This is a genomic window from Amycolatopsis rifamycinica (assembly GCF_000695625.1).
GTDB lineage: Bacteria > Actinomycetota > Actinomycetes > Mycobacteriales > Pseudonocardiaceae > Amycolatopsis > Amycolatopsis rifamycinica.
In genome coordinates this window covers 249,725-275,297 of record NZ_JMQI01000047.1, presented here as the reverse complement: position 1 = coordinate 275,297, position 25,573 = coordinate 249,725, and the positions used below count along the sequence as shown (strand labels likewise).

General features: G+C 72.4%; 23 protein-coding genes and 1 pseudogene. 11 read left to right on the top strand and 13 right to left on the bottom strand.

Annotated elements, in window-relative coordinates; all coding sequences use genetic code 11:
- Positions 1-7: 7 nt before the first annotated feature.
- The 5 genes from DV20_RS22920 to DV20_RS22900 are packed head-to-tail and all read right to left on the bottom strand — an operon-like array spanning position 8 to position 4,737.
- The gene (locus DV20_RS22920; RefSeq protein WP_043783528.1) at positions 8-1,192 is read right to left on the bottom strand and encodes a lipid-transfer protein; all 1,185 of its coding nucleotides are present in this window, start codon (positions 1,190-1,192) and stop codon (positions 8-10) included.
- Positions 1,189-1,575 (bottom strand): MaoC family dehydratase, encoded by a 387-nt coding sequence (locus tag DV20_RS22915; RefSeq protein WP_043783526.1) that lies wholly within the window; start codon positions 1,573-1,575, stop codon positions 1,189-1,191. Before DV20_RS22915 ends, DV20_RS22920 begins: the two co-directional genes overlap by 4 nt.
- Positions 1,572-2,480, bottom strand: coding sequence for a bifunctional MaoC family dehydratase N-terminal/OB-fold nucleic acid binding domain-containing protein (locus DV20_RS22910; RefSeq protein ID WP_043783524.1), 909 nt, complete (start codon positions 2,478-2,480; stop codon positions 1,572-1,574). The genes DV20_RS22915 and DV20_RS22910 overlap by 4 nt, the downstream gene beginning before the upstream one ends.
- On the bottom strand, positions 2,477-3,631 hold the full coding sequence (locus DV20_RS22905; RefSeq protein WP_043783523.1) for an acyl-CoA dehydrogenase family protein: 1,155 nt from the start codon (positions 3,629-3,631) through the stop codon (positions 2,477-2,479). Before DV20_RS22905 ends, DV20_RS22910 begins: the two co-directional genes overlap by 4 nt.
- On the bottom strand, positions 3,616-4,737 hold the full coding sequence (locus tag DV20_RS22900; RefSeq protein WP_043783521.1) for an acyl-CoA dehydrogenase family protein: 1,122 nt from the start codon (positions 4,735-4,737) through the stop codon (positions 3,616-3,618). The genes DV20_RS22905 and DV20_RS22900 overlap by 16 nt, the downstream gene beginning before the upstream one ends.
- 87 nt (positions 4,738-4,824) lie before the next feature.
- On the opposite strand from DV20_RS22900, the gene DV20_RS22895 reads away from it, so the two are divergent.
- Together DV20_RS22895 and DV20_RS22890 are read left to right on the top strand one after the other, a co-directional pair.
- Positions 4,825-5,676: an alpha/beta fold hydrolase gene (locus tag DV20_RS22895; protein ID WP_043783519.1), complete on the top strand. Its 852-nt coding sequence runs from the start codon at positions 4,825-4,827 to the stop codon at positions 5,674-5,676.
- A pseudogene (locus tag DV20_RS22890) lies at positions 5,676-6,169 on the top strand (nitroreductase family deazaflavin-dependent oxidoreductase). Before DV20_RS22895 ends, DV20_RS22890 begins: the two are co-directional and overlap by 1 nt.
- On the opposite strand, the gene DV20_RS22885 reads toward DV20_RS22890, so the two are convergent.
- Positions 6,156-7,550, bottom strand: a complete 1,395-nt coding sequence (locus DV20_RS22885) for a WS/DGAT/MGAT family O-acyltransferase (RefSeq protein WP_043783517.1) — start codon at positions 7,548-7,550, stop codon at positions 6,156-6,158. The pseudogene DV20_RS22890 and the gene DV20_RS22885 overlap by 14 nt on opposite strands.
- A 64-nt stretch (positions 7,551-7,614) precedes the next feature.
- On the opposite strand from DV20_RS22885, the gene DV20_RS22880 reads away from it, so the two are divergent.
- Positions 7,615-8,850, top strand: coding sequence for an alpha/beta hydrolase (locus DV20_RS22880; protein ID WP_043783711.1), 1,236 nt, complete (start codon positions 7,615-7,617; stop codon positions 8,848-8,850).
- A gap of 228 nt (positions 8,851-9,078) precedes the next feature.
- Here DV20_RS22880 and DV20_RS22875 read toward each other — a convergent pair whose 3' ends face one another.
- The 3 genes from DV20_RS22875 to DV20_RS22865 form a co-directional block, all read right to left on the bottom strand.
- Positions 9,079-10,239 carry an SWIM zinc finger family protein gene (locus tag DV20_RS22875; protein ID WP_043783515.1) on the bottom strand — a complete coding sequence of 387 codons (1,161 nt, stop codon included), beginning with the start codon at positions 10,237-10,239 and terminating at the stop codon, positions 9,079-9,081.
- Complete coding sequence (locus tag DV20_RS22870) at positions 10,239-13,136, bottom strand: DEAD/DEAH box helicase (protein ID WP_043783513.1); 2,898 nt, start codon at positions 13,134-13,136, stop codon at positions 10,239-10,241. The genes DV20_RS22875 and DV20_RS22870 overlap by 1 nt, the downstream gene beginning before the upstream one ends.
- Before the next feature lie 165 nt (positions 13,137-13,301).
- Positions 13,302-15,356, bottom strand: coding sequence for an acyl-CoA dehydrogenase family protein (locus DV20_RS22865; RefSeq protein ID WP_043783512.1), 2,055 nt, complete (start codon positions 15,354-15,356; stop codon positions 13,302-13,304).
- 141 nt (positions 15,357-15,497) lie between these two features.
- Between DV20_RS22865 and kstR the strand changes: the two genes are divergently transcribed.
- Together kstR and DV20_RS22855 are read left to right on the top strand one after the other, a co-directional pair.
- Complete coding sequence (gene kstR / locus DV20_RS22860; RefSeq protein ID WP_084093608.1) at positions 15,498-16,124, top strand: cholesterol catabolism transcriptional regulator KstR; 627 nt, start codon at positions 15,498-15,500, stop codon at positions 16,122-16,124.
- Positions 16,121-16,810: a maleylpyruvate isomerase family mycothiol-dependent enzyme gene (locus DV20_RS22855; RefSeq protein ID WP_051736093.1), complete on the top strand. Its 690-nt coding sequence runs from the start codon at positions 16,121-16,123 to the stop codon at positions 16,808-16,810. Before kstR ends, DV20_RS22855 begins: the two co-directional genes overlap by 4 nt.
- Here the strand turns inward: DV20_RS22855 and DV20_RS22850 are convergent.
- Positions 16,764-17,594 (bottom strand): LLM class F420-dependent oxidoreductase, encoded by an 831-nt coding sequence (locus tag DV20_RS22850; protein WP_043783509.1) that lies wholly within the window; start codon positions 17,592-17,594, stop codon positions 16,764-16,766. The genes DV20_RS22855 and DV20_RS22850 overlap by 47 nt on opposite strands.
- An 87-nt stretch (positions 17,595-17,681) precedes the next feature.
- On the opposite strand from DV20_RS22850, the gene DV20_RS22845 reads away from it, so the two are divergent.
- Together DV20_RS22845 and DV20_RS22840 are read left to right on the top strand one after the other, a co-directional pair.
- A complete protein-coding gene (locus DV20_RS22845) occupies positions 17,682-18,371 on the top strand; it encodes a class I SAM-dependent methyltransferase (RefSeq protein WP_043783507.1) in 690 nt (229 codons plus the stop codon).
- A gap of 34 nt (positions 18,372-18,405) precedes the next feature.
- A complete protein-coding gene (locus DV20_RS22840) occupies positions 18,406-18,786 on the top strand; it encodes a CPCC family cysteine-rich protein (protein ID WP_043783505.1) in 381 nt (126 codons plus the stop codon).
- Here the strand turns inward: DV20_RS22840 and icmF are convergent.
- Positions 18,783-22,016, bottom strand: coding sequence for a fused isobutyryl-CoA mutase/GTPase IcmF (gene icmF / locus DV20_RS22835; protein ID WP_043783503.1), 3,234 nt, complete (start codon positions 22,014-22,016; stop codon positions 18,783-18,785). The two genes, DV20_RS22840 and icmF, sit on opposite strands and share 4 nt — an antisense overlap.
- A 138-nt stretch (positions 22,017-22,154) precedes the next feature.
- Here icmF and DV20_RS22830 point away from each other — a divergent pair, with 138 nt between their 5' ends.
- The 4 genes from DV20_RS22830 (at position 22,155) to DV20_RS22815 (ending at position 24,220) form a co-directional block, all read left to right on the top strand.
- Positions 22,155-22,481 (top strand): ArsR/SmtB family transcription factor, encoded by a 327-nt coding sequence (locus DV20_RS22830; RefSeq protein ID WP_043783502.1) that lies wholly within the window; start codon positions 22,155-22,157, stop codon positions 22,479-22,481.
- Positions 22,474-22,920 (top strand): SRPBCC domain-containing protein, encoded by a 447-nt coding sequence (locus tag DV20_RS22825; RefSeq protein WP_043783500.1) that lies wholly within the window; start codon positions 22,474-22,476, stop codon positions 22,918-22,920. The genes DV20_RS22830 and DV20_RS22825 overlap by 8 nt, the downstream gene beginning before the upstream one ends.
- Positions 22,917-23,576: a DUF899 domain-containing protein gene (locus DV20_RS22820; RefSeq protein WP_043783499.1), complete on the top strand. Its 660-nt coding sequence runs from the start codon at positions 22,917-22,919 to the stop codon at positions 23,574-23,576. The genes DV20_RS22825 and DV20_RS22820 overlap by 4 nt, the downstream gene beginning before the upstream one ends.
- A gap of 83 nt (positions 23,577-23,659) precedes the next feature.
- Entirely contained in the window at positions 23,660-24,220 is a 561-nt protein-coding gene (locus DV20_RS22815) for a dihydrofolate reductase family protein (protein WP_043783497.1), read from the top strand.
- Between the two features lie 44 nt (positions 24,221-24,264).
- On the opposite strand, the gene DV20_RS22810 is transcribed toward DV20_RS22815, so the two are convergent.
- A complete protein-coding gene (locus DV20_RS22810) occupies positions 24,265-24,828 on the bottom strand; it encodes a GTP-binding protein (RefSeq protein ID WP_004561255.1) in 564 nt (187 codons plus the stop codon).
- 28 nt (positions 24,829-24,856) lie between these two features.
- A complete protein-coding gene (locus DV20_RS46695) occupies positions 24,857-25,573 on the bottom strand; it encodes a DUF742 domain-containing protein (protein ID WP_235190920.1) in 717 nt (238 codons plus the stop codon).

The following is a 25,573-nucleotide window of genomic DNA, read 5'->3' as shown; positions in this document are numbered from 1 at the left end:
CCAGCCGTCATTGAGGTGACGCTGGGTCACCCGTCAGGATGAGGCCGCTGGTCGGCACGCCCGTCCCCGCCGTGACCAGCACCCGGGACGCGCCCGCGACCTGGTTGGCCGCCGTGCCGCGGATCTGCCGGACCCCCTCGGCGATGCCGTTCATGCCGTGGATGTACGCCTCGCCGAGCTGGCCGCCGTGCGGGTTGAGCGGCAACGCGCCGTCGAGCTCCAGCGCCCCGTCGGCGATGAAGTCCTTCGCCTCGCCGCGGCCGCAGAACCCCAGTTCCTCCAGTTGCATCAGCACGTACGGCGTGAAGTGGTCGTACAGCACGGCGACGTCCACATCGGACGGACCGAGACCCGACTGGCCCCACAGCTGCCGCCCGACGACCCCCATCTCCGGCAGCGCGGCCAGGTCGTCGCGGTAGTAGCTGGTCATCACGTACTGGTCCGGCCCGCTCCCCTGTGCCGCCGCCGCGATCACCGCCGTCGGCCGCGCCAGGTCACGCGCCCGCGCGACACCGGTGACGACCAGCGCGACCCCGCCGTCGCTTTCCTGGCAGCAGTCGAGCAGGTGCAGCGGCTCGGCCACCCAGCGCGACGCCTGGTGCTCCTCGAGGGTGATGGGGCGCCCGTGGAACCACGCGTTCGGGTTGGTCGCCGCGTGCTTGCGGTCGACCACCGCGACGCGCCCGAAGTCCTCGCTCGTCGCGCCGTAGTCGTGCAGGTAGCGCCGCGCCACCATGGCCACCGTCGCCGCCGGGGTCGCGATGCCCATCGGGTAGTGGAACGCGTTGTCCACGCCCGAGGAGTTGACCTGGCCGGCCGCCGCGGACGACACCTGGCCGAACCGGTGCCCGGACCGCTCGTTGAACGCCCGGTAGGCGACGACGACGTCCGCGACGCCGGTCGCCACGGCCATTGCGGCCTGCTGCACGGTCGCCGCCGCGGCCCCGCCGCCGTAGTGGACGCGGCTGAAGAACTTCAGCTCGGGTATCCCCAGCTCACGCGCCACCGCGATCTCCGCGTTGCCGTCCATGGTGAAGGACACCAGACCGTCCACATCGGACGGCGTGAGACCCGCGTCGGCCAGTGCGTGCGAGATGCATTCGGCCGCCAGCCGCAGTTCGCTGCGCCCGGAGTCCTTGGAGAACTCCGTCGCGCCGATCCCGGCGATCGCCGCCTTGCCCGGGAGCGTCACGGCAGGGTCACCTCCACCGTCCCGGCCACGTGCTCGCCGAGACTGTCCACACCGGACACGGAGACGACGACGTCGTTGCCATCGCGGGCGATCACCCGGCCGGTGAACGTCAGCGTGTCGTAGGCGTAGCAGGGCACGCCGAGCCGGATCTTGATCGACCGGATCAGCGCCTCCGGGCCGGCCCACTCCGAGACGAACCGCTGGACCAGGCCCGTGTCGGTGAGGATGTTGAGGAAGATGTCCTTCGAGCCGCGGGCCACGGCCGAGTCGCGGTCGTGGTGGACGTCCTGGAAGTCGCGGGTGGCCAGGGCCGTGCTGACGACGAACGTCGGCGTCGCCTCGATCGTCAGCGGCGGCAGCTCGGTCCCTTCGGCGACGGTCATCGGGCCACCTTCCACGCGGGCAGGGTCAGGTCGTCGTCGACGCGGACGAACGCCGCGACGACCGGCAGTCCGATGTGGACTTCCTCCGGCGCCGCGCCCAGCAGCTCGGCCAGCACGCGGACCCCTTCTTCCAGTTCGACCAAGGCCACGACGAACGGGAGTTCCTTGCCCGGCACCGGCGGGTGGTGGTGCACGACGTAGGAGTACACGGTCCCCCGGCCACTGGCGACGACGTAGTCGGGCTTGGTGTCCAGCGAGCCGTCGGGCGGCATCGGCCCGGGCGGGTGCCGCAGCGTCTCGCCCCACCGCTGGATCCGCAGTTCACCCTCGCGGAGGCCGTCCCAGAAGAACTCCGTGTCCCGGCTGATCACCGGCCCGAGCACCGGCGACGGCGGCGGCTTCGGCGCGGGCGGGCGGAACTTGAGCACCCGGAACATCATCTCGGCGACGGCCTCGTCGCCGACGTACCAGGTCATCCGGGTGGTGACGAACCAGCCCTCGCCGAGGGCGGTCTTCTTGGGGCCGGTCACCTCCTCCAGCCGCGTCCGCGCCTCGACCTGTTCGCCGGGCCGCAGGTAGCGGTGGTAGGTCTGCTCCGAGTTCGTCGCCACGACCGACGTGAACCCCGCCTCGTCGAGCAGCTCCATCATCAGGCCGAGGGGATCGTCGGTGCCCCGTGGGACGTTCAGGCCGCCCATCGTCCACACCTGCGCCATCGCGGGCGGCGCCACCAGTCCCTTGTGGACGCTCACCGCCGCGAACTCCGGGTCGGTGTAGACCGGGTTGCGGTCCCCGATCGCCTCCACCCAGTTGTTGACCATGGCCTGGTTGACGGGGTCGCGGGCCGGGCGCGGCGCGCATTCCCCGCGCGCGGCGATCCGCGCGGCGGCCTCTTCGATGTTCATCGCGGCACCCTCGGCAGGCCCAGGCCGATCGAAGCGATCAGCTCCCGTTGGATTTCGCTGACGCCCCCGCCGAACGTCAGCACGATGTTGCGCTTCGCGGTGAGGTCCAGCCATTCGGCCAGCTCGGCGGTGTCCGGATCGGCCAGGTCGCCGTGGCGCCCGACGACCTCTTCCAGGTTCCGGCCGATCCGCTGGATGGCCTCCGAGCTGAACACCTTGGTCGCCGACGCGTCCGCGACGCCCACCGGCGCGCTCGCCGAGGACACCGCGACCTGCCAGTTCAGCAGCTCGTTGACGCGGGTCACGGCCAGCGCCTCGGCGAGCACGGCTCGCACGTCGGCGAGGTCCAGCAGGCCGTGCGCGCTCGCCCAGGCGCGGACGCGGTCGTACAGGCCGCCGATCCGCCCGGCCGGCCCGAGCATGACCCGCTCGTGGTTGAGCTGCGTCGTGATCAGCCGCCAGCCCGCGTTTTCCGCCCCCACCAGCCGGTTCGCCGGCACGCGGACGTCCGAGTAGTACGTCGCGTTGACGTGGTGGGCGCCGTCGCAGGTGATGATCGGCGTCCAGGAGTAGCCGGGGTCGCTCGTGTCGACGATGAGGATCGAGATGCCCTTGTGCTTCGGCGCGTCCGGCGCGGTCCGCACGGCGAGCCAGACGTAGTCGGCGTCGTGCCCGCCGGTGGTGAAGATCTTCTGGCCGTTGACCACGTATCCGTCGCCGTCGCGCACCGCGGTCGTCCGCAGCGACGCGAGGTCGGTGCCCGCTTCCGGTTCGCTGTACCCGATCGCGAAGTGGATCTCTCCCGCCAGGATCTTCGGCAGGAAGAAGGACTTCTGTTCGTCCGTGCCGAATTCCTGCAGGGTCGGCCCGACCGTCTGCAGCGTGACCGAAGGCAGCTGGACGTCGGCGCGCGCGGCCTCGTCGACGAACAGGTGCTGTTCGACGCCGCCGAAGCCCTGGCCGCCGTACTCGACCGGCCAGCCGACGCCGAGCCGGCCGTCGCGGCCCATCCGGCGGACGATCTCGCGGAAGACCGGACCGTGCCGCTCGCGCCGCATCGCCCGGCGTTCCTCGGGGCTGATCAGGCCGGCGAAGTACGCACGCAGTTCCGCGCGCAGCTGCCGCTGCGCGCTGGTCAGTTCGACGTGCATCCGCTCACCCCCGCCACTCGTTCGCCGAGCCGGCCGAGCCGGTGCGCGGCCCCGCCGAGCGTCCGGCCGAGATCCTTGACCGCCGACGAATACCGGTGCAGCGGATAGGTTTCGTCGACACCCACCCCACCGTGCAGGTGGTGGCAGGTCGCCAGCGCTTCCGGCGCCCGCGAGGCGAACCAGTAGGCGGCGATGTCGAGTTCGGCGTCCGCGTCGAGGCCCGAAGCCAGCCGCCACACCGCGGACGTCACGGCGAGGTGCACGGTCCGCGCGGCCACGTAGACGTCGGCGATCTGGCCCGCCACGGCCTGGAAGGCGGAGAGCGGCCTGCCGAACTGGGTCCGCTCGCCGACGTGCTTCACGGTGAGCGCGAGCGCACCGGCCAGCAGGCCGTCGCCGAGGGCCAGGGCACCGGCCAGCGCGAACCGGTGCAGCGCCGCGACCGCGCCGCGGTCGAACAGGAGGTCCGTTTCCTCGACGGCGACGTCGTCGAGCCGGACCGTGTACTCCGGTGCCCCGGAGGAGGTGGGTGTCGGGACGAGCGTGACGCCTTCGGCGTGCGGGTCGACGAGGTAGACGGCGCTGCCGTGCGCGGTCGTCACCGGCGTGAGGATCCGGCCGGCTTCGGCGGCGTACGGGACCGCCGTCTTCACGCCGCTGATCAGCCACTTCCCGTCGCCCGGCCGCGCGATCGCGGCGGGCTCCGCGGCGAGCGGCGCGGAGGGCTCGTGCAGGGCCGCGGTGAGCAGCGCTTCCCCGGCGGCGACCGGTGGCAGGAACTCCGCGCGCTGGGCGGGCGTGCCGAGCGACTCGATCGGCAGGACGCCGAGGGCGAGGGCGGCGTACGCGGGCACCGGCGCGGCGGCCCGGCCGGTCTCGGTCAGAACCTGGGCGACCTCGGCGACGCCCAGGCCGTCGCCTTCCAGTTCCGTGGGCAGGGCCAGGGCGAGCAGGCCCGCCGAGGCGAGCGCGCGCCAAGGGTCGTCGGGCGCCACCCGCTTCGAGGGGGCCGCGGGAGCGGAGCCGGCCGCACCCCCGAAGCCGCTGAGCACTTTCGCGGTGAGGGCGGCGATCTCGGTCTGCGTTTCGTCAAGAGCGAAGTCCACGCCTGTCCTCCGGATCGGGCGCAATAGTGAAACCTGTTCTAGTCTTAACCGGAAAGGGTGGGCACGGCAACCCCCGGGGGTGGCGCGATGGCGGGGACGCGGCGGCTGATCACCGTGCCGCCGACCGCGGGCGTGCCCGAGCCGGTCCCGGTGGAGCTGCCCGGCCGCGGCCGGACCGTGGTCGCCGACGTCGGCCCGCGGGACGCGCCGGCCATCGTCCTGCTGCACTCCGTGGCCTGCACAGGGCTGCTGACCTGGTACCCGGCGCTCACGCGGCTGGCGCGGCACCACCGCGTCATCGTGTTCGACCAGCGGTGGCACGGCCGGGGCATCCGGTCGCCGGAGTTCCGGCTCGCCGACTGCGCGGAAGACGTCACCGCCGTCGCGGACGCGCTCGGCGTCGGCCGGTTCGCCGTCGCCGGGTACTCGATGGGCGGGCTGGTCGCCCAGCTCGTGGCGCGCGCGGAACCAGAACGTGTTACCGGGCTGGTGCTGTGCTCGACCGCGGACCGGTTCGGCCGCGGGCTCCGGCAGCGCGCCGCCCTCGCGGTCTTCGGCCGGACGCTGCGGCAGCTGCGCGAGCACCTGCGGCCGCCGGCCGTGCCCGCCGTGCTCCCCCGCGAACGCCTGGCCGACCGGCGGTGGGGGCTGCGGGAGTTCCGGTCGACCACCCCGTGGGCCATCGCGGTGGCCGTGGACGAGATCGGCCGGTTCGACTCGACGCCGTGGCTGCACACGCTGCGGCTGCCGGCCGCGGTCGTCGTGACCGCCCGGGACCGGTTCATCGCCCCCGCCCACCAGCGGGCTCTGGCCCGCCGGATCCCCGGTGCGGCCACCTACGAGGTCGAGGCCGGGCACGCCGCCTGCGTGCTGGCCGCCGACCGCTGGGTGCCCGCCCTGCTCGCCGCGGTCCACTCCCTCCGAGGAAGGAATCCCTGATGGGACGCTTCAGCCTGCCCGACCGGAAACCCGGCGGCCTCGATTCGCCGGTGACCGCCAAGGTCATGAAGTACGCGGCCCGGGCGCAGGTGGCGGTCTTCCGGCTGACCGGCGGCCGCGTCGGCAGCACGTGGCGGATCGGCGCGGGGTTCCGCAAGCCGGTCCCGACGCTGCTGCTGGAACACCGCGGCCGCAGGTCCGGGCGGCTGTTCACCACCCCGCTGCTGTACCTGCGGTCCGGCGAGGACGTCGTGGTCGTCGGCTCGCAGGGCGGCCTGCCCCGGCACCCGCAGTGGTACCGCAACCTGCTGGCGCACCCGGAACCCGCATCCACCTCAAGGGACGGCGCGGTGTGCCGGTCCGCGCCCGGGTGGCCGGGCCGGACGAGCGCGCCGGGCTCTGGCCGCGGCTGGTCGAGCTGTACGCGGACTTCGCGAAGTACCAGGCGTGGACCGAGCGGGAGATCCCGGTCGTGGTGCTCAGCCCCCGGTAGGCGAGGCCTTCAGCAGCTCGGCGAGGGCGTCCGGGAGCGCGTCGGCGAGCGGCCACAGGTCCTTCACGAGCTCTCGCGCGCCGAGCAGGCCGACGTGCACCTTCCCCGCGTTCGACAGGACCGTGACGTTCAGCCCGGCGCCGTGGAAGACCGGCCCGAGGGGGTAGAACCCGGTGATCCGCGCGCCGAGGAAGTACAGCGGCATCGGCGGGCCGGGCACGTTCGACACGACCAGGTTGTGCACCACCGGGTGCTTCTCGGCCAGGCGCAGCGCGGAGTACGCGCGGACGGCGAGCCCGAACGCCGACGCGACCGAGAACTGCGCCCAGTCCTGCAGCATGTCGGCGTCGATGTCGTGGTGGTGGTCCTTCGCGCGCCGGTTGGCCTCGGCGAGGAAGAACACCCGCGCGGCCGGGTCGGGCAGGTGCGTGGGCAGGGAGGCGAAGAACGCCGAAACCTTGTTGCTGCCGTGCTCGCGTTCGGTCCGCTCGTGCACCGACACCGGGACGGTCGCCACCAGCGGGTCCTCCGGCAGCTCGCCGCGCGCGGCGAGGAACTCCCGCAGCGCACCGGCGACGAGTGCGAGCACGACGTCGTTCACCGTGACCCCGAAGGCGTTCTTGACGTCCTTGACGTCGTCGAGGTCGAGCTGGGCGAAGGCGACGCTGCGGTGCCCGGTGATCGTGCCGTTCAGCGACGTCCGCGGAGCGGTGAACGGGATCGGCATCCCCTTGCCCCGCAACGCCCGGCCGACCCACCGCGGCATCAGCCCCAGCAGGTCGGGCAGCAGCCGCGCGACCTCGGCGGGCCGCCGCACGGCGCTCTCGACGCCGGCCCGGATCAGGTCCAGCGGCGACGGCATCCCGGCGTTCCGGTGTTCCTCGACTTCCGGCATCGGCCCGTCCGGCTCGAGCCCGGCCAGGTAGGAGATCAGGCTGGCGCCGCTCACGCCGTCGACGCTCGCGTGGTGCATCTTGAGCAGCACGGCGAGCCGGCCGTCGGCCAGCCCTTCGATGACGTACAGCTGCCACAGCGGGTGCGCGCGGTCGAGCTGCTGCCCCGCGATGTGCGCGCACAGCTCGGCCAGCTCGGCGCGGTCGCCGGGGGCGGGCACGCCGATGCGGTGCACGTGGTGGTCGAGGTCGAAGTCCTCGTCTTCCACCCAGACGGGGTGACTGAGGTTCCAGAGGGGGTTGTGCAGTTTGCGGCGGAACGCCGGGATCTGCCGGACACGTTCGCCGAGCTTGGCGTGCAGCTTCGCGAAGCTGTAGCCGCCGGGGACGGTCGAGCCGTCGAGGACGAGCAGCCCGCAGACGTGCAGGACCTGCGACGACGTCTCGAGGTAGAGAAAGCTCGCGTCGAGGCCGCTCAGTCTCTGCATGGCGTCAGGGTAAGCCACTTCCGGTGAGCGGCGCGTCACCCTACTCGCCGGTATCATCGCGGTGGTGCAGCCGAATTTCCTGATCCGTCGCGCGGTCCAGCTCGGTCTCACCGCCAACGCCCTCCGCCCGCTGCGGGCGCGGTCCACGACGATCCCGGCGTTCTTCGCCGGGTGGCTGACCGGCGAGCTGGCGCCCCAGTTTCTGGCCCTGACGGCGGCGGACGCGGCGTGGCACGTGGCCCGCCACGGCGTGGGCGACCGGTCGACGAAGGCGGGCCTGGCGATGGCGGCCGCGTCCGCCGCCGGGCTGGCCACGCTGATCCGCACCGGGCACGGGGCCCGCGAGGAGATCGAGAAGGCGCTGACGTCGGCGCTGGGCGAGGACTACGCGGCGGAACTGGGCCGGTCCGACCTGGGCCTGCCGTGGGGCGAGCTGGCGCTGCCGTTCCGGATGGGCGCGCCGGACGTGCGCGTCGACCGCGACATCGCGTACGCCCCGGGCGGCAAGCGGTTCCTGCTGGACGTGTACCGGCCCCTCGAGGAGGTGTCCGGGGCGCCGGTGCTGCTGCAGGTCCACGGCGGCGCGTGGGTGATCGGCAACAAGGAGGAGCAGGGCCGTCCGCTGATGCGCTACCTGGCCCGCCGCGGCTGGGTGTGCGTCGCGATCAACTACCCGCTGTCGCCGGCCCACCGGTGGCCGGCGCACATCGTCGCGGCGAAGCAGGCGCTGGCGTGGATCCGCTCGTCGATCGCCTCGTACGGCGGCGACCCGCGGTTCGTGGCGGTGACGGGTGGTTCGGCGGGCGGGCACCTGTCGGCGCTGCTGGCACTGTCGCAGAACGACCCGGCGTTGCAGCCGGGCTTCGAGGACGCGGACACGAGCATCCAGGCCTGCGTCCCGCACTACGGGGTGTACGACTTCGCGGCGACGTCCGGGGCACCGGCGAGCAAGTACCGCCTGGAGAGCCTGATCGCGCGCCGGGTGTTCGCCCCGGACCGGGACCCGGTGTCCCACCTGGACGACTACATCGCGGCGTCCCCGCTGGACCGCATCACATCGGACGCACCGCCGTTCTTCGTGATCCACGGCCGCGACGACTCCCTGGTGCCGGTGCGCGAGGCGCGCGAGTTCGTCTCGCGGCTGCGGGAGAAGTCGCGGCAGCCGGTGGCGTACGCGGAGCTGGCGGGGGCGCAGCACGCGTTCGACGTGTTCACGTCGGTGCGGTCGGCGCACGTGGTGCGCGGGGTGGCACGGTTCCTGGACCACACGTACAACGCCTGGAAGGCGGAGCACCGGTAGCCGTCCTACGCCACCACCGAGCCCGGCGGGCTGCCGGCGGTGCGCCGTCCTCGACCCCGGCATCGGCGGCGGCGAGCTCTGGGCCCACGGCAGTTCGACCTGCGCCGCGGGTCGAAGAGGCCGCACGCGCCCCTGACCGGCCCCGGGCCGCCGCCGCGCTCTGGACGAGGAGAGCCGGCTGACCGGTGTCGACCGCGGCTCCCCGCTGACCGCCACAAGGCGGCGCGGTCAGTAGGCGAGGTCCACCGGGCTCGCCGAAGGCGGACCGTCGAGGCGCCACTCCGTCCCTTCGTGCACGAAGCGGTACCAGCGGGCGTCACGGCCGTAGCGCAGTTGCAGCTCTCCGTGGGTCAAGCGGTTGCGCCAGATCTTCGGTTTGCCCGGCAGGCCCGCTTCGGCCAGCACCGATTCGGCCTCCGCCAACGGGCCGGGGCCGGGTTGCCAGGTCTCCCGCAGGGCCGCCAAGCCGCCACGGCCGGCTTCGCGCCAAGCTTCGGCCCAGCGGGCCAGGTCACGGGGTGGCACCCGGGCCGCCGTGGCCAGGGCAGTGATTTCCGCGGCCGGGCGGCCGGCCGCGCGGCGGGCGAGGTCTTCCTCGAACGTCAGCTCCACCGCTGCCGGTCCGGCGGTCAGCAGGTCGCGGGCCAGCGAGGCGGCGTCCGCGGCCAGGGCGGACAGCGCCGCCGCCGTCCAGCCGGTGGCCGGGGGTGGGTCGAGGTCCAGGACCGCCGGCGGCCCGGGGACCCGCGGAGGCGGCGGCAGGGCGGGGATCGCGCCCGGACGGCGTGCGTAAGCCGCTCGCGGGGTCAGGCCCTCGTCGGCGGGCTTCGGGAGCTTCGGTTTCTCGCCGCGCGCCGGCGACCGGCGAGCCCGGAGCTCCGCCAGCACGTCCGCCCGCGGGCGGCCGCGGAGCAGGAAGAGCGTGAACGGGTCGCGGTCCACCTCGTCGGCGACCAGGTAGTACACCGCGGCGACGTGCTTGCACGGGTTCGCCGAGTCCGGGCACGAGCACCGGGGCCGCAGGTCGCCCGGGCCCGGCAGGAGGTCGACGCCCGCCTCGCGCGCCTGCTCGGTGAGCGCGCCCGGCAGTTCGCCGTCGAGCAGCGCGGCCGCGTGGCCGAGCTGGGTGCCGACCACGCCGAGCAGCGTGTCCCATTCGCCGTCGGTGAAGGTGCGCATGGTGATCGTCACCTTGTACGGCTCCGGCCGGCTCCCGCGCACCCGGGCAGTCATCCCGCCGGCGCCGAAGTGGAGCTCGCTGACGGTGCCTTTCCGCGCGTACGTCCGCCCGCGGGGCAGGCGGTTCGGGTCGAGCTTCGCGCGCTGCTCCAGCGCCTCGACCCAGGCCCGGCCCCACCACGTCGTGCCGAAGTTCCGCCTCGGGGGCATCACCCGCTCCCGAGCCGGACCAGGTCGGCGAGCTCGTCGTCGGAGAGTTCGGTGATCCAGTCCTCCCCCGCGCCGACGATCGACTCGGCGAGCCCCCGCTTCTTTTCGAGGACCTGCGCGATCCGCTCCTCGAGGGTGCCCTCGGCGATCAGCCGGTGCACCTGGACCGGTTTGTCCTGCCCGATCCGGTAGGCGCGGTCGGTGGCCTGGTCCTCGACCGCCGGGTTCCACCAGCGGTCGTAGTGGATGACGTGGGTGGCCCGGGTGAGGTTGAGGCCGACGCCGCCGGCCTTCAGCGAGAGCAGGAAAACCGGGATTTCGCCTGCCTGGAACCGGTCGACCATGTCCTGCCGTTTCGCCGGCGAGCTGTCACCGGAGAGCAGTTCGGTGGGCAGGCCGCGGTCCCGGAGACGCCGTTCGAGCAGGCGGCAGAGCTGGACGTACTGGCTGAACACCAGGACGCTTTCGCCTTCGTCGAGGATCACGTCCAGCAGTTCTTCGAACGCCGCGAGCTTGCCGGAGCGGCCGGTGAGCGCGCCGTGCGGTTCCTTGAGGAATTGCGCGGGGTGGTTGCAGATCTGCTTGAGCTCGGTGAGCAGCCGCAGGACCTGTCCGTGCCGCTTGATGCCCTGCGTTTCCCGGATTTCGGCGAGGTTTTCGCGCACAACGGCTTCGTAGAGCGTGGTCTGCTCGGCAGTGAGCGGGACGAACCGGTCGGTCTCGGTCTTGCGCGGCAGTTCCGGGGCGATGTCCGGATCGGTCTTGCGCCGCCGCAGCAGGAACGGCCGCACGGTGGCGGCCAGCCGCTCGGTGACCGCCTTGTCGCGGTCGCGTTCGATCGGGCGCGCCACCGTGCGGCGGAACCGGTCGAGCGGGCCGAGCAGGCCGGGGGTGGTCCAATCCACAATGGACCACAGCTCGGTGAGCCGGTTCTCGACGGGCGTGCCGGTGAGGGCGACCTTGGCCTGCGCGGGAATCTTGCGCAGTTCCTTCGCGGTGGCGGAGAGCGGGTTCTTGACGTGCTGCGCTTCATCGGCGGCGACGAGCCCCCAGTCCACTGCGGACAGCGTTTCGCGGTCGCGGCGGAGGACACCGTAGGTGGCGAGGACGACCTCGTCGGGGGCGAGGTCGTCGAGGTGGCGGCTGCCGCCGTGGAACCGCCGGACGGGGATTTCGGGCGCGAAGCGGGCGAACTCGCGCTCCCAGTTGCCGAGCAGGGAGGTGGGGCAGAGGACGAGGGCCGGCCCGCCGCCGGCTTTCGCGGGCTCGGCCACCGGCGAGTTTCCGGCCATCGGCGGGTTTCCCGCCGCTGAGAGAGGCTCGCCGGCCGGGGACACCGCCTCGGCACCGGCCGCCGGCACCTCGGCCTCCTCGCCCTGCGCCGGGCCCGCCGGCAACTTCCCGGCCCGAGCCAGCTCGCGCCGGTGCAGGTGGAGGGCGATCAGCTGGATCGTCTTGCCCAGGCCCATGTCGTCGGCCAGGCAGGCGCCCAGGCCGAGCCCCGTCATCGTCGCCAGCCACGACAAGCCCGCCTGCTGGTACGGCCGCAACGTCGCCCGCAAACCCGGGGGCGGGGCGACCGAACCCTCCGCCCGGTCGCGCAGGCGCGAAGCCAGCCCGCCGAGGGCCGGCGGTGGGGCGAACTCCACGCGCTCGCCGTCCAGTTCCAGCTCGCCCGTCAGGGCCGCCGCCAGGGCTTCGCCCGCTTCCAGCTTGCGGGTTCGGCCGCGGACGCGGGCCAGCAGCTGCGGGTCGACGCGGACCCACTGGCCGCGCAGGCGGACCAGCGGCCGCTTGGCTTCGGCGAGGGCCGCGACCTCGGCCTCCGTCAGCTGCTCGCCGCCCAGGCTGAGCTGCCAGCGGAACTCCAGGAGGCTCCGCAGGCGGAACTCCGCCTCCGTGACGCTCGCCGGCGCCTGCGTCGCGCTCGCCTTCGCTTTCACCTCGCCCGCGAACAGCCCCTTCGACCAGAGCACCTCGATGCCGGCGCCCCCGAGCTCGCGGGCGCCGTCGGTGAGCAGGTCGACCACCTCTTCGTCGGACAGCGCCAGGGAATCGGGCGTCGCCTGGGTCAGCACCCGGCCCAGGGGTGCCCAGGCCCGCGCGCCGCGGCGCAGGCCGAGGAGCAGCTGGGTCTCGACCTGGTCGCCGAGGCGGTGCAAGACCGCGTCCGGGGCGTCCCACAGCGTCGCCGCCTCCACCACCAGGCTCGGCTCGGCGATGCTGCGCACCGCCAGCACCCCGGCGAACGAATCGTCGTCCAGGCCCTCGACCCGCAGCAGCACCTGGACGCCGCGGGGCTCGCGGGCCTCCAATTCCGCCAGCCACGCCGCGCCGTCCGGGCCGAGCAGGGCCGGCTCGCGGGCCGCGAACGCCGGGTCGCCCGCGCCGACCGGGGCGGCCGGGCTGCGGACCAGCAGGTCGGCCGTCGCGTCCCAGAGCGCGCGGACCAGGGAATCCGGCGAGTGCAGGCGGATCCGTTTCAACCCCGTCAGCGGCAGCGCGTACGCCTCCGGGGGCAGGGCGCCGGCCAGGCCCCGGAGCAACTCCTCGTCCGCGGCGTCCAGCGGGCCGATCCGCCAGGCCGCCGCCCCGCCCGGCGAGGCGGCCGGCCGCAGCCGCCCGCGGGCGACGAGGTTGACCCCGGCGTTGACCGCCGCCGACCACGCCGCGACCGCCGGGCTGGCCTCCTCCCCCACCGACAGCAGCCGGGGCAGCGCCCGCTCCAGGGGCACCAGCTCGGCGTCGACCTTCGTCCGCGCGAACTTGGCTCCCCGGGGCAGCACGAGCTCGATCGTGGTCCCGCCGGCCACGTCTTCGCCCCACAGAGCCAGCACCCCGTCCCGCGGGGGATCCGCGGGGAGGTAGGTGGCCTGGGTGCCTGCGCTGAACTCCACGACCGCAACGCTAGAACACGACCCCGACAGTTTTGCCCTCGGCGGCGCGAACGGTCCTTTCGCACCGTTGCTCGACGCAACTCACCCGTGCGCCGAGAGGCATCACCCGTGCGCCGAGAGGCATCACCCGTGATTGGAGGGGCATCACGCGTGATTGGCGGGGCATCAGCCGCGGGGCAGGCCCAGCAGGCGTTCGGCGGTGAGGGAACGCAGGACCTGCGTCGTGCCGCCCGCGATCGACAGGCAGCGGGTCAGCAGGAATTCGTGCTGGGCCGGGCCGTCGGCGCGCAGCGCGGCCGAGCCGGCCAGCTCCAGCGCGAATTCGGCCACGTCCTGGCGGTGCTGCACGCCGAGCAGCTTCCGGACACTCGACTCCGCGCCCGGGTCCTGCCCGTCCAGGCGGCGAAGCGCCGCCCGCAGGTCCAGCACCGAGCCCGCGACGCCGGCCGCCACCAGCGCACCGAGCCGGTCCAGCGCGACGTCGTCCAGGACGGAAGCGTCCACTGTGGACAGGAGGGTCCGCACGCTCTCGCCGACCGCCGAACCGCTGCCGATGGCCACCCGCTCGTTGGCCAGTGTCGTGCGCGCCAGCCGCCAGCCGCCGCCCGGCGGGCCGACGACGTCGGCGTCCGGGACGAACACGTCGTCCAGGAACACCTCGTTGAACACCGCCTCGCCGGTGATTTCGCGCAGCGGCCGCGTCGTGATCCCCGGCGCGCGCATGTCGACCAGGAAGTAGGTGATGCCCTTGTGCTTGGGCACGTCCGGGTCGGTGCGGGCCAGGCAGATGCCCCAGTCGGCTTCGCGGGCCAGCGACGTCCACACCTTCTGCCCGGACAGCCGCCAGCCGCCGTCGACGCGCCGGGCCGCCGTCCGCAGCGCCGCCAGGTCGGACCCGGCGCCGGGTTCGCTGAACAGCTGGCACCAGGTGAGCTCGCCGCGCAGGGTGGGCCGGGCGAACCGGGCACGCTGCTCGTCGCTGCCGTGCTCGAGGATCGTCGGGACCGCCCACGCCCCGATCACCAGGTCCGGACGGCGCACCCCGGCGGCGGCGAGCTCGGCGTCGATCCGCAGCTGCTCCGCGGCACCGGCACCCCGGCCGTAGGGCGACGGCCAGTGCGGCGTCAGCAAGCCGGCGTCGGCCAAGGCCACCCGCTGTTCCCCCGGCGGCAGCGCGGCGATCCGCGCGACCTCCTCCCGCAGCGCAGGATCCTCGCCGACGTCGACGCCCAGCGTGCGCTCGGTCCCGGAGAGCGCCAGGGTCGCCGCCCGCCGCCGCCACGCGCCGCCGAGCCACTGCCGCAACGCCACGGCCCGGCGCAGGTACAGGTGCGCGTCGTGCTCCCAGGTGAACCCGATCCCGCCGAGGATCTGGACGCAGTCCTTGGCGTTGGCGACGGCCGCGTCGAGGGCGACGACGGCCGCGGCCGCCACCGAAAGCGGGTGCTGCCCCGACGCCGCGTCCCAGGCCAGCGCTTCGGCGGCTTCGGCGCGGCAGAGCATCTCGGCGCACAGGTGCTTGACCGCCTGGAACGCCCCGATCGGCTTGCCGAACTGCTCGCGGACGCCGGCGTACTCGACGGCGACGGTCAGGCACCGCCGCGCCACGCCCGCCGCCTCGGCGGCCGCCAGCGTCGCCGCCAGGTCGGTGACCGGCGGCAAGGTGAGGACGTCGGCCCGGACCCCCGAGAACCGGATGCGCGCCAGCGGGCGCGAGAAGTCGAACGCGGCCAGTGGCTCGACGCTCACCCCGGGCGTACCGGGCGCGAGCAGGACGTGGCCGCCCTCGGCCGGCACCAGCAGCCAGGTCCCGGCGTCCGCGCCGGGCACCGGCCCGGTGACGCCGTCGTCAAGGGACGGCGCGTCGAGCAGGACCGCGACCGTGGCCTCCCCCTCGGCCAGGGCCGGGAGCAGCTCCTTCGCTTCGGGGACTTCGGCGAGCAGGAGCCCGGCGAGCGCGGTGCCCAGCACCGGTCCGGGAACGAGTTCTTCCGCCGCCGCGGCGAGCCCGGCGGCGAGGTCGGCGACACCGCCCTCGGCCCCGCCTGCCGCCGCGGGCAGCGCGACACCGAACAGGCCGAGCGCGGCGAAGCCGGCCGGAATCCCCGCCGCCGGCCCGGTTTCCGTCGCGCGCACCGCCTGCCGCGGGTGGTGTGCCGCGGACCAGGCGTGGATCGCCTCGGCCAGCGCGGCCTGTTCCTCGGTGAGCGCGACCGGCATGGGGTCTCCTCGCGAATCGGCGACACTACTCGCGAGTGTAGAACGTGTTACAGTTTTCCGGCCAGTGGGTCCGTTGTCGCGCGGTTCGCCAGGACCGGTAATCTACGTCGTGAACTGGAACAAGTTCCGAAGGACGGGGGAATGCCGATGCCAGGCAAGACCAAGGCCCGCGGCAACGGCCTGGGCGCGATCGGCGCGGACGAGCTCGGCTCGGCCGCCCAGCGCGACCGCCGCCGCCGGATCATCGACGCCACCCTCGCGCTCGCCTCGAAGGGCGGCTACGACGCCGTCCAGATGCGGGCCGTCGCCGAGAAGGCCGACGTCGCGCTCGGCACGCTCTACCGATACTTCCCCTCGAAGATCCACCTGCTCGTCTCCGGGCTGGCCCGCGAGTTCGAACGCGCGCAGGAGAAGCTCGAGCGCCAGGCCATCCCGGGCGACACGCCCGCCGAGCGGCTGATGTTCGTGCTCGGCCGCAACACGCGCCTGATGCAGCGCGACCCGCACCTGACCGAGGCGATGGTGCGCGCCTTCATGTTCGCCGACACCTCCGCCGCCGCCGAGGTCGAGCAGGTCGGGCGGCTGATGGAGAACATGTTCGCCAAGGCGATGGGCATCGCCGAGCCCACCGAGGCCGACCGGGACATCTTCCACGTGGTCGCGGACGTCTGGATGGCGAACCTGGTGGCCTGGGTGACCCGCCGCGCCTCGGCCGCCGACGTCGCCAACCGCCTCGAACTGTCGGTGCACCTGCTGCTCGACAAATGATCCCGACGACGGCGGTCGCCGAAGCCCACCGCCGGCTGCACCGCGCGCTCGACGGGCTCACCGACGAGCAGGTCCGCGAGCCGTCGCCGCTGCCCGGCTGGACGCGCGGCCACGTGCTGGCCCACGTCACCGACGCCGGCCGCGCGCTCGCCGACCTGGTCGAGAAGGCCCTGCTCGGCGTGCTCGTCCCGCTCTACGACCCGCGCACGCACGACCGCGACGGCATCATCGAGGCGACCGCGGGCCGCACCGCCGACGAGCACCGGCGGGCCCTGCTCCGGCACTCCGTCCGCCTGGAGGACGCCTGGGCCCGGGTCCGCGACTGGGACCAGCACGTCGACTACCGCGACGGCAAGCTCTCCAGCACGGTCTTCGCGCGCTGGCGCGAGGTCTGGATCCACGCCGTCGACCTCGACGTCGGCCTCGGCGTGGCCGACTGGCCCGAGGACTTCGCCGTCCACGCCGTGGACTTCCTCGCCGACCGGCTGCCCGGCGGCGTCGCGGTCCGGGCCGGCGATCGCCGCTGGGGTTCCGGCGAGGCCCAGGTCACCGGGCCCGTGCGGGACCTGGCCGCCTGGCTGTCCGGCCGGAGTTCCGGCGACGGCCTCACCGGCGATCTCCCGGAGCTGGGCCCGTGGCCTAGCGGTGCGCGGCGGCCACCTCCGCCAGCTCGTCGAGCGCCTTGAGCGTCTCGGCTTCCGGCAACGTGTCGAGCAGGAACGTGTACCGCTCGACGCCGGCCTCGCGGAAGCCGTCGATCACCTTCGGCGTCGTCGGGCCGCCGAAGACCGCGAACGGGACGTCCTCCCGGCCCTGCTCGGCCAGCCAGCCGCGGACCCGCTGCGCCTCCTGGTACTTCGTGTAGCCCCGCAGCAGCCAGCCGTCGCCGTACTTGGCCAGGCGGTTCAGGGCCGCTTCGCTCTCGCCGCCGATGTAGATCGGGACGTGCGGCTTCTGCACCGGCTTCGGCCAGCTGAAGATGGGGTCGAGGTCGATGTGCTCGCCGTGGAACTCGGCCTCGTCCTCGGTCCAGATCTCCTTCAGCGCGGCCAGCTGCTCGTCCATCAGCGCGCCGCGCGTCTTCGGGTCGGTGCCGTGGTTGCGCATCTCCTCCCGGTTCCACCCGACGCCGACGCCGAACAGCGCGCGGCCGTCGGAGATCAGGTCGAGCGAGGCGACCTCCTTGGCCGTGTGGATCAGGTCGCGCTGGATCAGCAGGGCGATGCCGGTGCCGAGCAGCAGCTCCGACGTGGCGGTGGCCGCGGCGGTGAGCGCCACGAACGGGTCGAGCGTGCGGTAGTAGACGCGCGGCAGCTCGCCGCCGCCCGGGTACGGGGTTTCCCGGCTCACCGGGATGTGCGAATGCTCGGCCAGCCACAGCGAATCGAAGCCGCGTTCTTCCAGCGCGGCACCCAGCACATCGGGGCGGATGCCCTCGTCGGTCACGAACGTCGAAATCCCGAATTTCATGCCCCACGTCTATCACGCGGGTTGACAGCCGGCCACGAACAGCCGCACGATGGAGTTATCTCATCATATGTTGAATAGGGGGTCGTCATGGACGTCCAGGACGTCGACTTCGAGCAGCTCTACCAGGGCACCACGCCGATGGGCCGCAAGATGCCGTGGGACCTCGGCGCTCCGCAACCCGCGGTCGTCGCGCTCGCCGACGCCGGCGAATTCACCGGCGACGTCCTCGACATCGGCTGCGGCCTCGGGGACAACTCGGCGTTCCTCGCCTCACGCGGCCTGCAGGTGACCGGCCTGGACGGCGCGCCGTCGGCGATCGAACAGGCCCGCACCCGCGCGCCGGGCGTCACCTTCGCCGTCGCCGACGCGACGAAGCTCGAAGGGTACGAAGGCAGCTTCGACACGGTCCTCGACAGCGCGCTCTACCACTGTCTCGACGAGGACCAGCGCCGCGCGTACCTGGCGGCGCTGACCCGCGCGACCCGGCCGGGCGCGACGCTGCACCTGTTCTGCTTCTCGGACGAGGTGCCGGCAGGGTTCCCGGCGCCGTACCTGATCAGCGAGGCCAACCTGCGAGAGACGGTCGGCCGGGAGTGGACGATCGAGCGCCTCGAGCGGACGCTCTACACGACGTCGATGACGGCGGAAGAGCTGCGGCAGAGCGTCCGGGTGGTGCTGGGCGCGGACGCCGCCGACCTGACCGGGATGGACACCGACGCGGACGGCCGGGTCCTGGTGCCGGTCTGGCAGCTGAAGGCCGTGCGCCAACCAAGTTGACCGGCCACGGCCGGGGTGTCCAGAGTGATCAGTTGTGGACACCCCGGCCAAGTACCCGTGCCCGTGTTGCGGGCACCGCACGTACACCGAGCGCCCCGGCAGCTACGAGATCTGCTCGGTGTGCTTTTGGGAAGACGACGACATCCAGCTGCGGTGGCCCGACCGGCCCGGTGGGGCGAATTCCCTTTCGCTGATCGACGCCCAGCGCGCCTACGCCGAGATGGGGGCGATGGAGTACCGCTTCACCGGCATCGTCCGCATGGCCGCCCCCGACGAACCGCTCGACGACGGCTGGCGTCCCATCGACCTCACCGTCGACGACTTCGAGCCCATGGGCACCGGTCACGCACCATGGCCGGCCGACCCGACCGCGCTCTATTGGTGGCGGCCGACCTTCTGGCGTCGCCGAAGCTAGACGTTGCGCCGGTACTGGCCACCCACCTCGAAGAACGCCTCCGTGATCTGCCCCAGCGAGCACACCCGCGCGGCGTCCATCAGCACCCCGAACAGGTTGCCGCCGCGGGTGGCCGCCTCGCGCAGCGCCTTGAGCGCCTGCTGGGCCTCCTCGTGGTGGCGGCGCTGGAAGTCCGCGAGGCGGTCCAGCTGGGACTGCTTCTCGGCCTCCGTGGCCCGCGCGAGTTCGACCTCGGCGTCGGATTCGCCCTCGTGCGGGTTGCGGAACGTGTTGACGCCGATGATCGGCAGCGAGCCGTCGTGCTTCTTGCGCTCGTACAGGATCGATTCGTCCTGGATCCGGCCGCGCTGGTAGCCCGTCTCCATCGCGCCGAGCACGCCGCCGCGCTCGGAGATGCGGTCGAACTCGGCCAGCACGGCCTCCTCGACCAGGTCGGTCAGCTCGTCAATGATGAACGAACCCTGCAGCGGGTTTTCGTTCTTCGACAGGCCCCACTCCTTGTTGATGATCATCTGGATGGCCATCGCGCGGCGCACCGACGACTCCGACGGCGTGGTGATCGCCTCGTCGAAGGCGTTGGTGTGCAGTGAGTTCGCGTTGTCGTAGAGCGCGCAGAGCGCCTGCAGCGTGGTGCGGATGTCGTTGAAGCTCATCTCCTGCGCGTGCAGCGACCGCCCGGACGTCTGCACGTGGTACTTGAGCTTCTGCGACCGCTCGTTGGCGCCGTAGCGCTCGCGCATCGCCACCGCCCAGATCCGCCGCGCCACCCGGCCCAGCACCGAGTACTCCGCGTCCATGCCGTTGGAGAAGAAGAACGACAGGTTCGGCGCGAAGTCGTCGATGTCCATGCCGCGCGCGAGGTACGACTCGACGTAGGTGAAGCCGTTGGACAGCGTGAACGCCAGCTGCGAGATCGGGTTCGCCCCGGCCTCGGCGATGTGGTAGCCGGAGATCGACACCGAGTAGAAGTTGCGGACCCCGTGCTCGATGAACCACTCCTGGATGTCGGCCATCATCCGGAGGCTGAACTCGGTGGAGAAGATGCAGGTGTTCTGGCCCTGGTCCTCCTTGAGGATGTCGGCCTGGACCGTGCCGCGGACGGTGCGCAGCACCCATTCGCGCAGCTCGGCGGCTTCGGCGTCGGACGGTTCGCGGCCGTGCTCGTCGCGGAACGCCGTCAGCTTCTGGTCGATCGCCGTGTTGAGGAAGAAGGCGAGGATCGTCGGCGCCGGACCGTTGATGGTCATCGACACCGACGTGTTCGGCGCGGTCAGGTCGAAACCGTCGTAGAGGGCCTTCATGTCGTCGAGCGTCGCGATGGACACGCCCGACGTGCCGACCTTGCCGTAGATGTCGGGGCGGGTGTCGGGATCGTGGCCGTAGAGCGTCACCGAGTCGAACGCGGTGGACAGCCGCTTGGCCTCCGAGTCGGCCGACAGCAGCTTGAACCGCCGGTTGGTGCGGAACGCGTCACCCTCGCCGGCGAACATCCGCGCCGGGTCCTCCCCGTCGCGCTTGAACGGGAAAACACCCGCCGTGTAAGGGAAGTAACCCGGCAGGTTCTCGCGGCGGAGGAACGACAGCAGCTCGCCGGACTCGGCGTAGCGCGGCAGGGCGACGCGCGGGATCCGGTTGCCGGACAGCGTTTCGCGCCACAGCTGCGTGCGCAGTTCCTTGTCGCGGACCTTCACGACCAGCTCGTCCTGGCGGTACTCCTGCGACAAAGCCTTGAAGCGCTCGAGGAGGTTCGTCGATTCGGCGTCCACATCGGACTCGGCGGCGGCGAGCAGCCCGTCGAGGGCGTCGGTCGAGGCGTCCACCTTGGCCAGTTCTTCGCGTGCGACAGCCAACGCGTCGCGCTTGCGGACGGCGGCAACCTGCTGCGCGGTCTTCGCGTGGTAGCCGCGTACGGTCTCCGAGATCTCGGCCAGGTACCGGGACCGGTGGCCCGGGATGATCGTCGAGGCATCGGTCGAGACCTTGCCTTCGACCTCCGGCAGCGTCCCCGCGGACACGCCGAGACCCCGCTCGGCGAGCATCCCGCGCAGGTGCTGGTACAGCGCGGTGACGCCGTCGTCGTTGAACTTCGCCGCGCTCGTGCCGTACACCGGCATGTCTTCCGGCGCCGAAGAGAAGGCCTCGCGGTTGCGCACCAGCTGGCGCGCGACGTCGCGGCGGGCGTCCTCGGCGCCGCGGCGCTCGAACTTGTTGATCGCGACGACGTCGGCGAAGTCGAGCATGTCGATCTTCTCCAGCTGCGACGCGGCGCCGAACTCCGGCGTCATCACGTACAGCGACTCGTCGACGAAGTCGACGATCCCGGCGTCGCCCTGGCCGATACCCGGCGTCTCGACGATCACCAGGTCGTACCCGGCGGCCTTGCAGGCCAGGATCGACTCGCGCAGCCCGGCCGGGATCTCCCCCGACGTCGTGCGCGTGGCCAGCGAGCGGAAGTACACCGGCGAGCCGTCCAGGCAGTTCATCCGGATGCGGTCGCCGAGCAGCGCCCCGCCGCCCTTGCGCCGCGACGGGTCGACGGCGAGCACCGCGATCCGCAGCTTGTCCTCCTGGTCGAGGCGGAAGCGGCGGATCAGCTCGTCGGTGAGCGACGACTTGCCCGAGCCGCCGGTGCCGGTGATGCCGAGCACCGGCACCTCGCGCCGGCCCGCGGCCTCGGTGAGGCCACTCAGCAGGTCGCCGGACAGCCGCTCGGCCTGCAACTGGGTGATGACCCGCGAGAGCGCGGCGACGTCCCCGGAGAGCACCTTGTCCAGCGAGGGCGCTTCGGCCGCGAGATCGACGTCGCAGGCCTTGATCATGAAGTTGATCATGCCCGGCAGGCCCATCTCGTAGCCGTCCTCGGGCGAGAAGATGCGGGCGACGCCGCGCGAGTGCAGCAGCTCGATCTCCTCGCGCACGATCACCCCGCCCCCGCCGCCGAAGACCTTGATGTGGCCGGCGCCGCGCTCGCGCAGCAGCTCGACCAGGTAGGAGAAGTATTCGACGTGCCCGCCCTGGTAAGCAGAGATGGCGACACCCTGGACGTCCTCGGCGATGGCCGCGGTCGCCACCTCGTCGACCGATCGGTTGTGGCCGAGATGAACGACCTCCGCGCCCTGCGACTGCAGGATCCGCCGCATGATGTTGATCGACGCGTCGTGGCCGTCGAACAGACTCGACGCCGTCACGAACCGGACGGGGTGCACGGGACGGTACAGGTCGCTGCTCATCCCTCCAAAATACTTTGGCTTCCTACTGTTGGAAACCCGAGGACCAGTGACGCGGCTCTCACGGCAGCCCGCGAGAACCTTGACTTCCGCCAGCTCGGACCTATATTTAAGGAGTTCGTTAATTAACAGGATGGTGAAATGACCGACACGCTGAGCCGGACGTTCTCGGCCCTCGCCGACCCGACCCGGCGCGCCATCCTCGCGCGCCTCTCGGCCGGCGAAGCGACGGTGAACGAGCTCGCCGAGCCGTTCCCGATGAGCCTGCCCGCGGTGTCCCGGCACCTGAAGGTGCTGGAAGAGGCCGGGCTGATCACCCGCGGCCGCACCCGCCAGTGGCGGCCCTGCCGGCTGGCGGCCAAGCCCCTCGAAGACGTCGCCGACTGGGTCGCGACCTACCGCCGGTTCTGGGAGGGCGGGTTCGACCGCCTCGAGGACCACCTGAGGAGCCTGACCGGCGATGCCTGACCTCACCATCACGCGCGTCTTCGACGCCCCGCGCGAGCTCGTCTTCGCCGCCTGGATCGACCCCGACCAGCTGGCGAGCTGGCTCGGACCGCACGGCTACACCGGCTCCGCCGTCACCCTCGCCACCCGGCCCGGCGGCGCCTGGCGGGCCTGCATCCGCTCCCCCGACGGCGACGAGCACTGGATGCACGGCGTCTACCGCGAGATCACCGCCCCCGCACGGCTGGTGTTCACCTTCGTCTGGGACACCGAGGGCGACCTGCGCACCGAGACCCTCGTGACGATCGACTTCGCCGACTTCGACGGCAAGACCGAGATGACCTTCGTCCAGACCGGCTTCCCCACCCCCGCCGACCGCGACGGCCACCACGACGGCTGGACCTCCAGCTTCGCCGACCTGACCGGCTTCATCCACCACCGAAGAGAGGAAGACCGATGACGGCGACCCAGCGAGCCCTGCCCCCGATCGTTTCGCCCGAAGAGTGGCAGGCTGCGCGCGACGCGCTGCTGGCCAAGGAGAAGGCGCACATGAAGGCGGGCGACCACCTCGCCGCCGAGCGCCGCCGCCTGCCGATGGTCCCCTTCACCAAGCCGTACGCATTCGAGTCGGCCGAGGGCAGGAAGAGCCTGCTCGACCTGTTCGACGGGCGCTCGCAGCTGATCGTCTACCACTTCATGCTGCACCCGGGCGACCAGGACGGCTGCCCCGGCTGCTCGCTGGTCGTCGACAACCTGCCGCACCTGGCCCACCTGCACGCCCGCGACGTCACGCTGACGGTCGTCGCGCCCGCGACGCTCGCCGAGATCGAGCGGTACAAGACGCGCATGGGCTGGGACGTGCCGTGGGTGTCCGCGCACGGCAACGACTTCCCCGACGACTGCGGCGTCGGCATGGGCTTCGGCGTCAGCGTCTTCCTCCGCGACGGCGACGACGTCTACCGGACCTACTTCACCTCGGGCCGCGGCGGGGAGATGTTCCTGTCGTCGCACCGGTACCTCGACGTCACGCCGCTGGGCCGGCAGGAGGCGTGGGAAGAGGAGAGCCGCGGCGACGACGCGCCCAGCTCGTGGTGGCGCCGCCACGACGAGTACTGAAAGTTTTCCCCGCCGGCCGTGTCCGGTCGCCGGTCGCGGCTCCGACCTCCCCGTGTCAGGCCCCGAACAGGAGGAGACGGAAAATGCGCGAGATCGTCTACGCGGTCCACACTTCGCTCGACGGCTGCGTCGAGGGACCGAACGGCGAGTTCGACTGGCCGGTCATGGGCCCGGAGCTGTCGGCCTACTCGCAGGAGCTGAGCGCGCGCTCCGGCGAGTTCGCCTACGGGCGGAAGGTCTGGGACATGATGTCCGCGTACTGGCCGGCCGCGGAGTCGATCTCGGACCACCCGCACGACATCGCGTTCGCGCCCGTCTGGCGGGCGAAGCCGAAGGTGGTGTTCTCGCGGACGCTGGAGAAGGCGGACTGGAACACCCGCGTCCTCGGCGGCGACCTGGCGGAAGCGGTGGCGTCCCTGAAGGCCGAAGCGGGCGAGAACGTACTGCTCATGGGCGGCGCCGACCTGGCCGCCGAACTCACCGCGCGCGGCCTCGTCGACGAATACCAGGTGTTCGTGCACCCGGTCGTCCTCGGCGGCGGGAAGCGCCCGTTCGCCGAGGGCACCGCGCGGCTCGGCCTGGAGCTGGTGGAATCGCGCACCTTCGACGGCCAGGTCGTGCTGCTGCGCTTCCGCCGCGCGTGAGCGGCGCCTCCGCGGGCCCGGGCGTGTCCCGGGCCCCGGCGGCCTCAGCGCGCGTTGGCCGCCCGCAGCGCGATCCACTGCCGCATGGCGTACTCGACCAGCGTGATCAGCGTCTGCTTGGTCGACTCGCGGTCCCGGGCGTCGCAGCGGACGATCGGGATGTTCGGGTCGATCGACAGGGCCTCGCGGACGTCGTTGATGTCGTGCTCCAGCACGCCGTCGAACGTGTTGATGCCGACGATGTACGGCAGCCCGCGGTCCTCGAAGAAGTCGATCGGCGCGAACGAGTCGGCCAGCCGGCGCGTGTCGGCCAGCACCACCGCGCCGATGGCGCCGCGGACCAGGTCGTCCCACATGAACCAGAACCGCTGCTGCCCGGGCGTGCCGAACAGGTACAGGATCAGGTCCGCGTCCAGCGACACCCGGCCGAAGTCCATCGCCACCGTCGTCGTCGACTTGCCCGGCGTGTGGTCGAGGTTGTCGACCCCGACGCTGGCGTCGGTCATCATCGCCTCGGTGGTCAGCGGCACGATCTCCGACACCGACCCGACGAAGGTCGTCTTCCCCGCACCGAAGCCGCCGGCCACCACGATCTTGGCGGATGTCATGGTCGGGGGCGCGGTGTCCCGCGGTGCCTTAAAGCCGACGGAGTCCACTCAAAACCCTTTCCATCAACACCAGATGTGCCTCGGCGCCGTCATTGCCCGTAATCGTCTTGTGCACCGTGACCAGCCCCGCGTCCGCCGCGTCGCTGATCAGTACCCGGGCCACCCCCAGCGGCACCCGCAGCGCCGACACGATCTCGGCGACCGAACGGGGGGTCCGGCACTCTTCCATGATCGAGATGCACTCGATCTGCTCCGCGGCCACTTCGGGGAAGCCACCGGTGGCAGCGTAGTCCTTCGCGGAGATCAGTGTCTCCAGCTCCAGGGCGTAATTCGCGCGCGTGCGGCCGCCGGTCAGCGCGTAGGGGCGGACGATCGCCGTCAGCTCCTCGGGCGCGGGCGGCTGCTCGAACACCGCGGGCATGACGAACTCGCCGCTGGGTGGCCCCGGGTCGAACAGCCCGCCCGGTCTGGGGCTGTCCCCGTCGGTACTGCCGGGTGGCGAGACTAACGAGGTCACACGATCTCCTTGGTCGGCCGACGGCGCGGGCGCCGGCGGATCCGCGGCCGCGTACGCACCGGCGGCCGGGGGTTGCGGGGACTCCTTGCTCTTCTTGCGCTTCCGGCGGGCACGGCCGGAATCCAGCGTGAACCCGTTGAGGACGTCGGCGAACGTGCCGTCGTCCCCTCGCCCGGCGGAGCTGTGCCCCGCGGGTGGTTCGCCGTCGAATCCGGACCCCGTGCTCAT

Bases quoted from the DNA above. Each gene is read 5' to 3' on its own strand.
- DV20_RS22915 (WP_043783526.1), bottom strand. From the start codon at position 1,575: ATGACCGTCGCCGAAGGGACCGAGCTGCCGCCGCTGACGATCGAGGCG.
- DV20_RS22910 (WP_043783524.1), bottom strand. From the start codon at position 2,480: ATGAACATCGAAGAGGCCGCCGCGCGGATCGCCGCGCGCGGGGAATGC.
- DV20_RS22905 (WP_043783523.1), bottom strand. From the start codon at position 3,631: ATGCACGTCGAACTGACCAGCGCGCAGCGGCAGCTGCGCGCGGAACTG.
- DV20_RS22895 (WP_043783519.1), top strand. From the start codon at position 4,825: ATGGCGGGGACGCGGCGGCTGATCACCGTGCCGCCGACCGCGGGCGTG.
- DV20_RS22885 (WP_043783517.1), bottom strand. From the start codon at position 7,550: ATGCAGAGACTGAGCGGCCTCGACGCGAGCTTTCTCTACCTCGAGACG.
- DV20_RS22875 (WP_043783515.1), bottom strand. From the start codon at position 10,239: ATGCCCCCGAGGCGGAACTTCGGCACGACGTGGTGGGGCCGGGCCTGG.
- DV20_RS22865 (WP_043783512.1), bottom strand. From the start codon at position 15,356: ATGCCGGTCGCGCTCACCGAGGAACAGGCCGCGCTGGCCGAGGCGATC.
- kstR (WP_084093608.1), top strand. From the start codon at position 15,498: ATGCCGATGCCAGGCAAGACCAAGGCCCGCGGCAACGGCCTGGGCGCG.
- DV20_RS22855 (WP_051736093.1), top strand. From the start codon at position 16,121: ATGATCCCGACGACGGCGGTCGCCGAAGCCCACCGCCGGCTGCACCGC.
- DV20_RS22850 (WP_043783509.1), bottom strand. From the start codon at position 17,594: ATGAAATTCGGGATTTCGACGTTCGTGACCGACGAGGGCATCCGCCCC.
- DV20_RS22845 (WP_043783507.1), top strand. From the start codon at position 17,682: ATGGACGTCCAGGACGTCGACTTCGAGCAGCTCTACCAGGGCACCACG.
- icmF (WP_043783503.1), bottom strand. From the start codon at position 22,016: ATGAGCAGCGACCTGTACCGTCCCGTGCACCCCGTCCGGTTCGTGACG.
- DV20_RS22830 (WP_043783502.1), top strand. From the start codon at position 22,155: ATGACCGACACGCTGAGCCGGACGTTCTCGGCCCTCGCCGACCCGACC.
- DV20_RS22825 (WP_043783500.1), top strand. From the start codon at position 22,474: ATGCCTGACCTCACCATCACGCGCGTCTTCGACGCCCCGCGCGAGCTC.
- DV20_RS22820 (WP_043783499.1), top strand. From the start codon at position 22,917: ATGACGGCGACCCAGCGAGCCCTGCCCCCGATCGTTTCGCCCGAAGAG.
- DV20_RS22815 (WP_043783497.1), top strand. From the start codon at position 23,660: ATGCGCGAGATCGTCTACGCGGTCCACACTTCGCTCGACGGCTGCGTC.
- DV20_RS22810 (WP_004561255.1), bottom strand. From the start codon at position 24,828: ATGACATCCGCCAAGATCGTGGTGGCCGGCGGCTTCGGTGCGGGGAAG.
- DV20_RS46695 (WP_235190920.1), bottom strand. From the start codon at position 25,573: ATGAGCACGGGGTCCGGATTCGACGGCGAACCACCCGCGGGGCACAGC.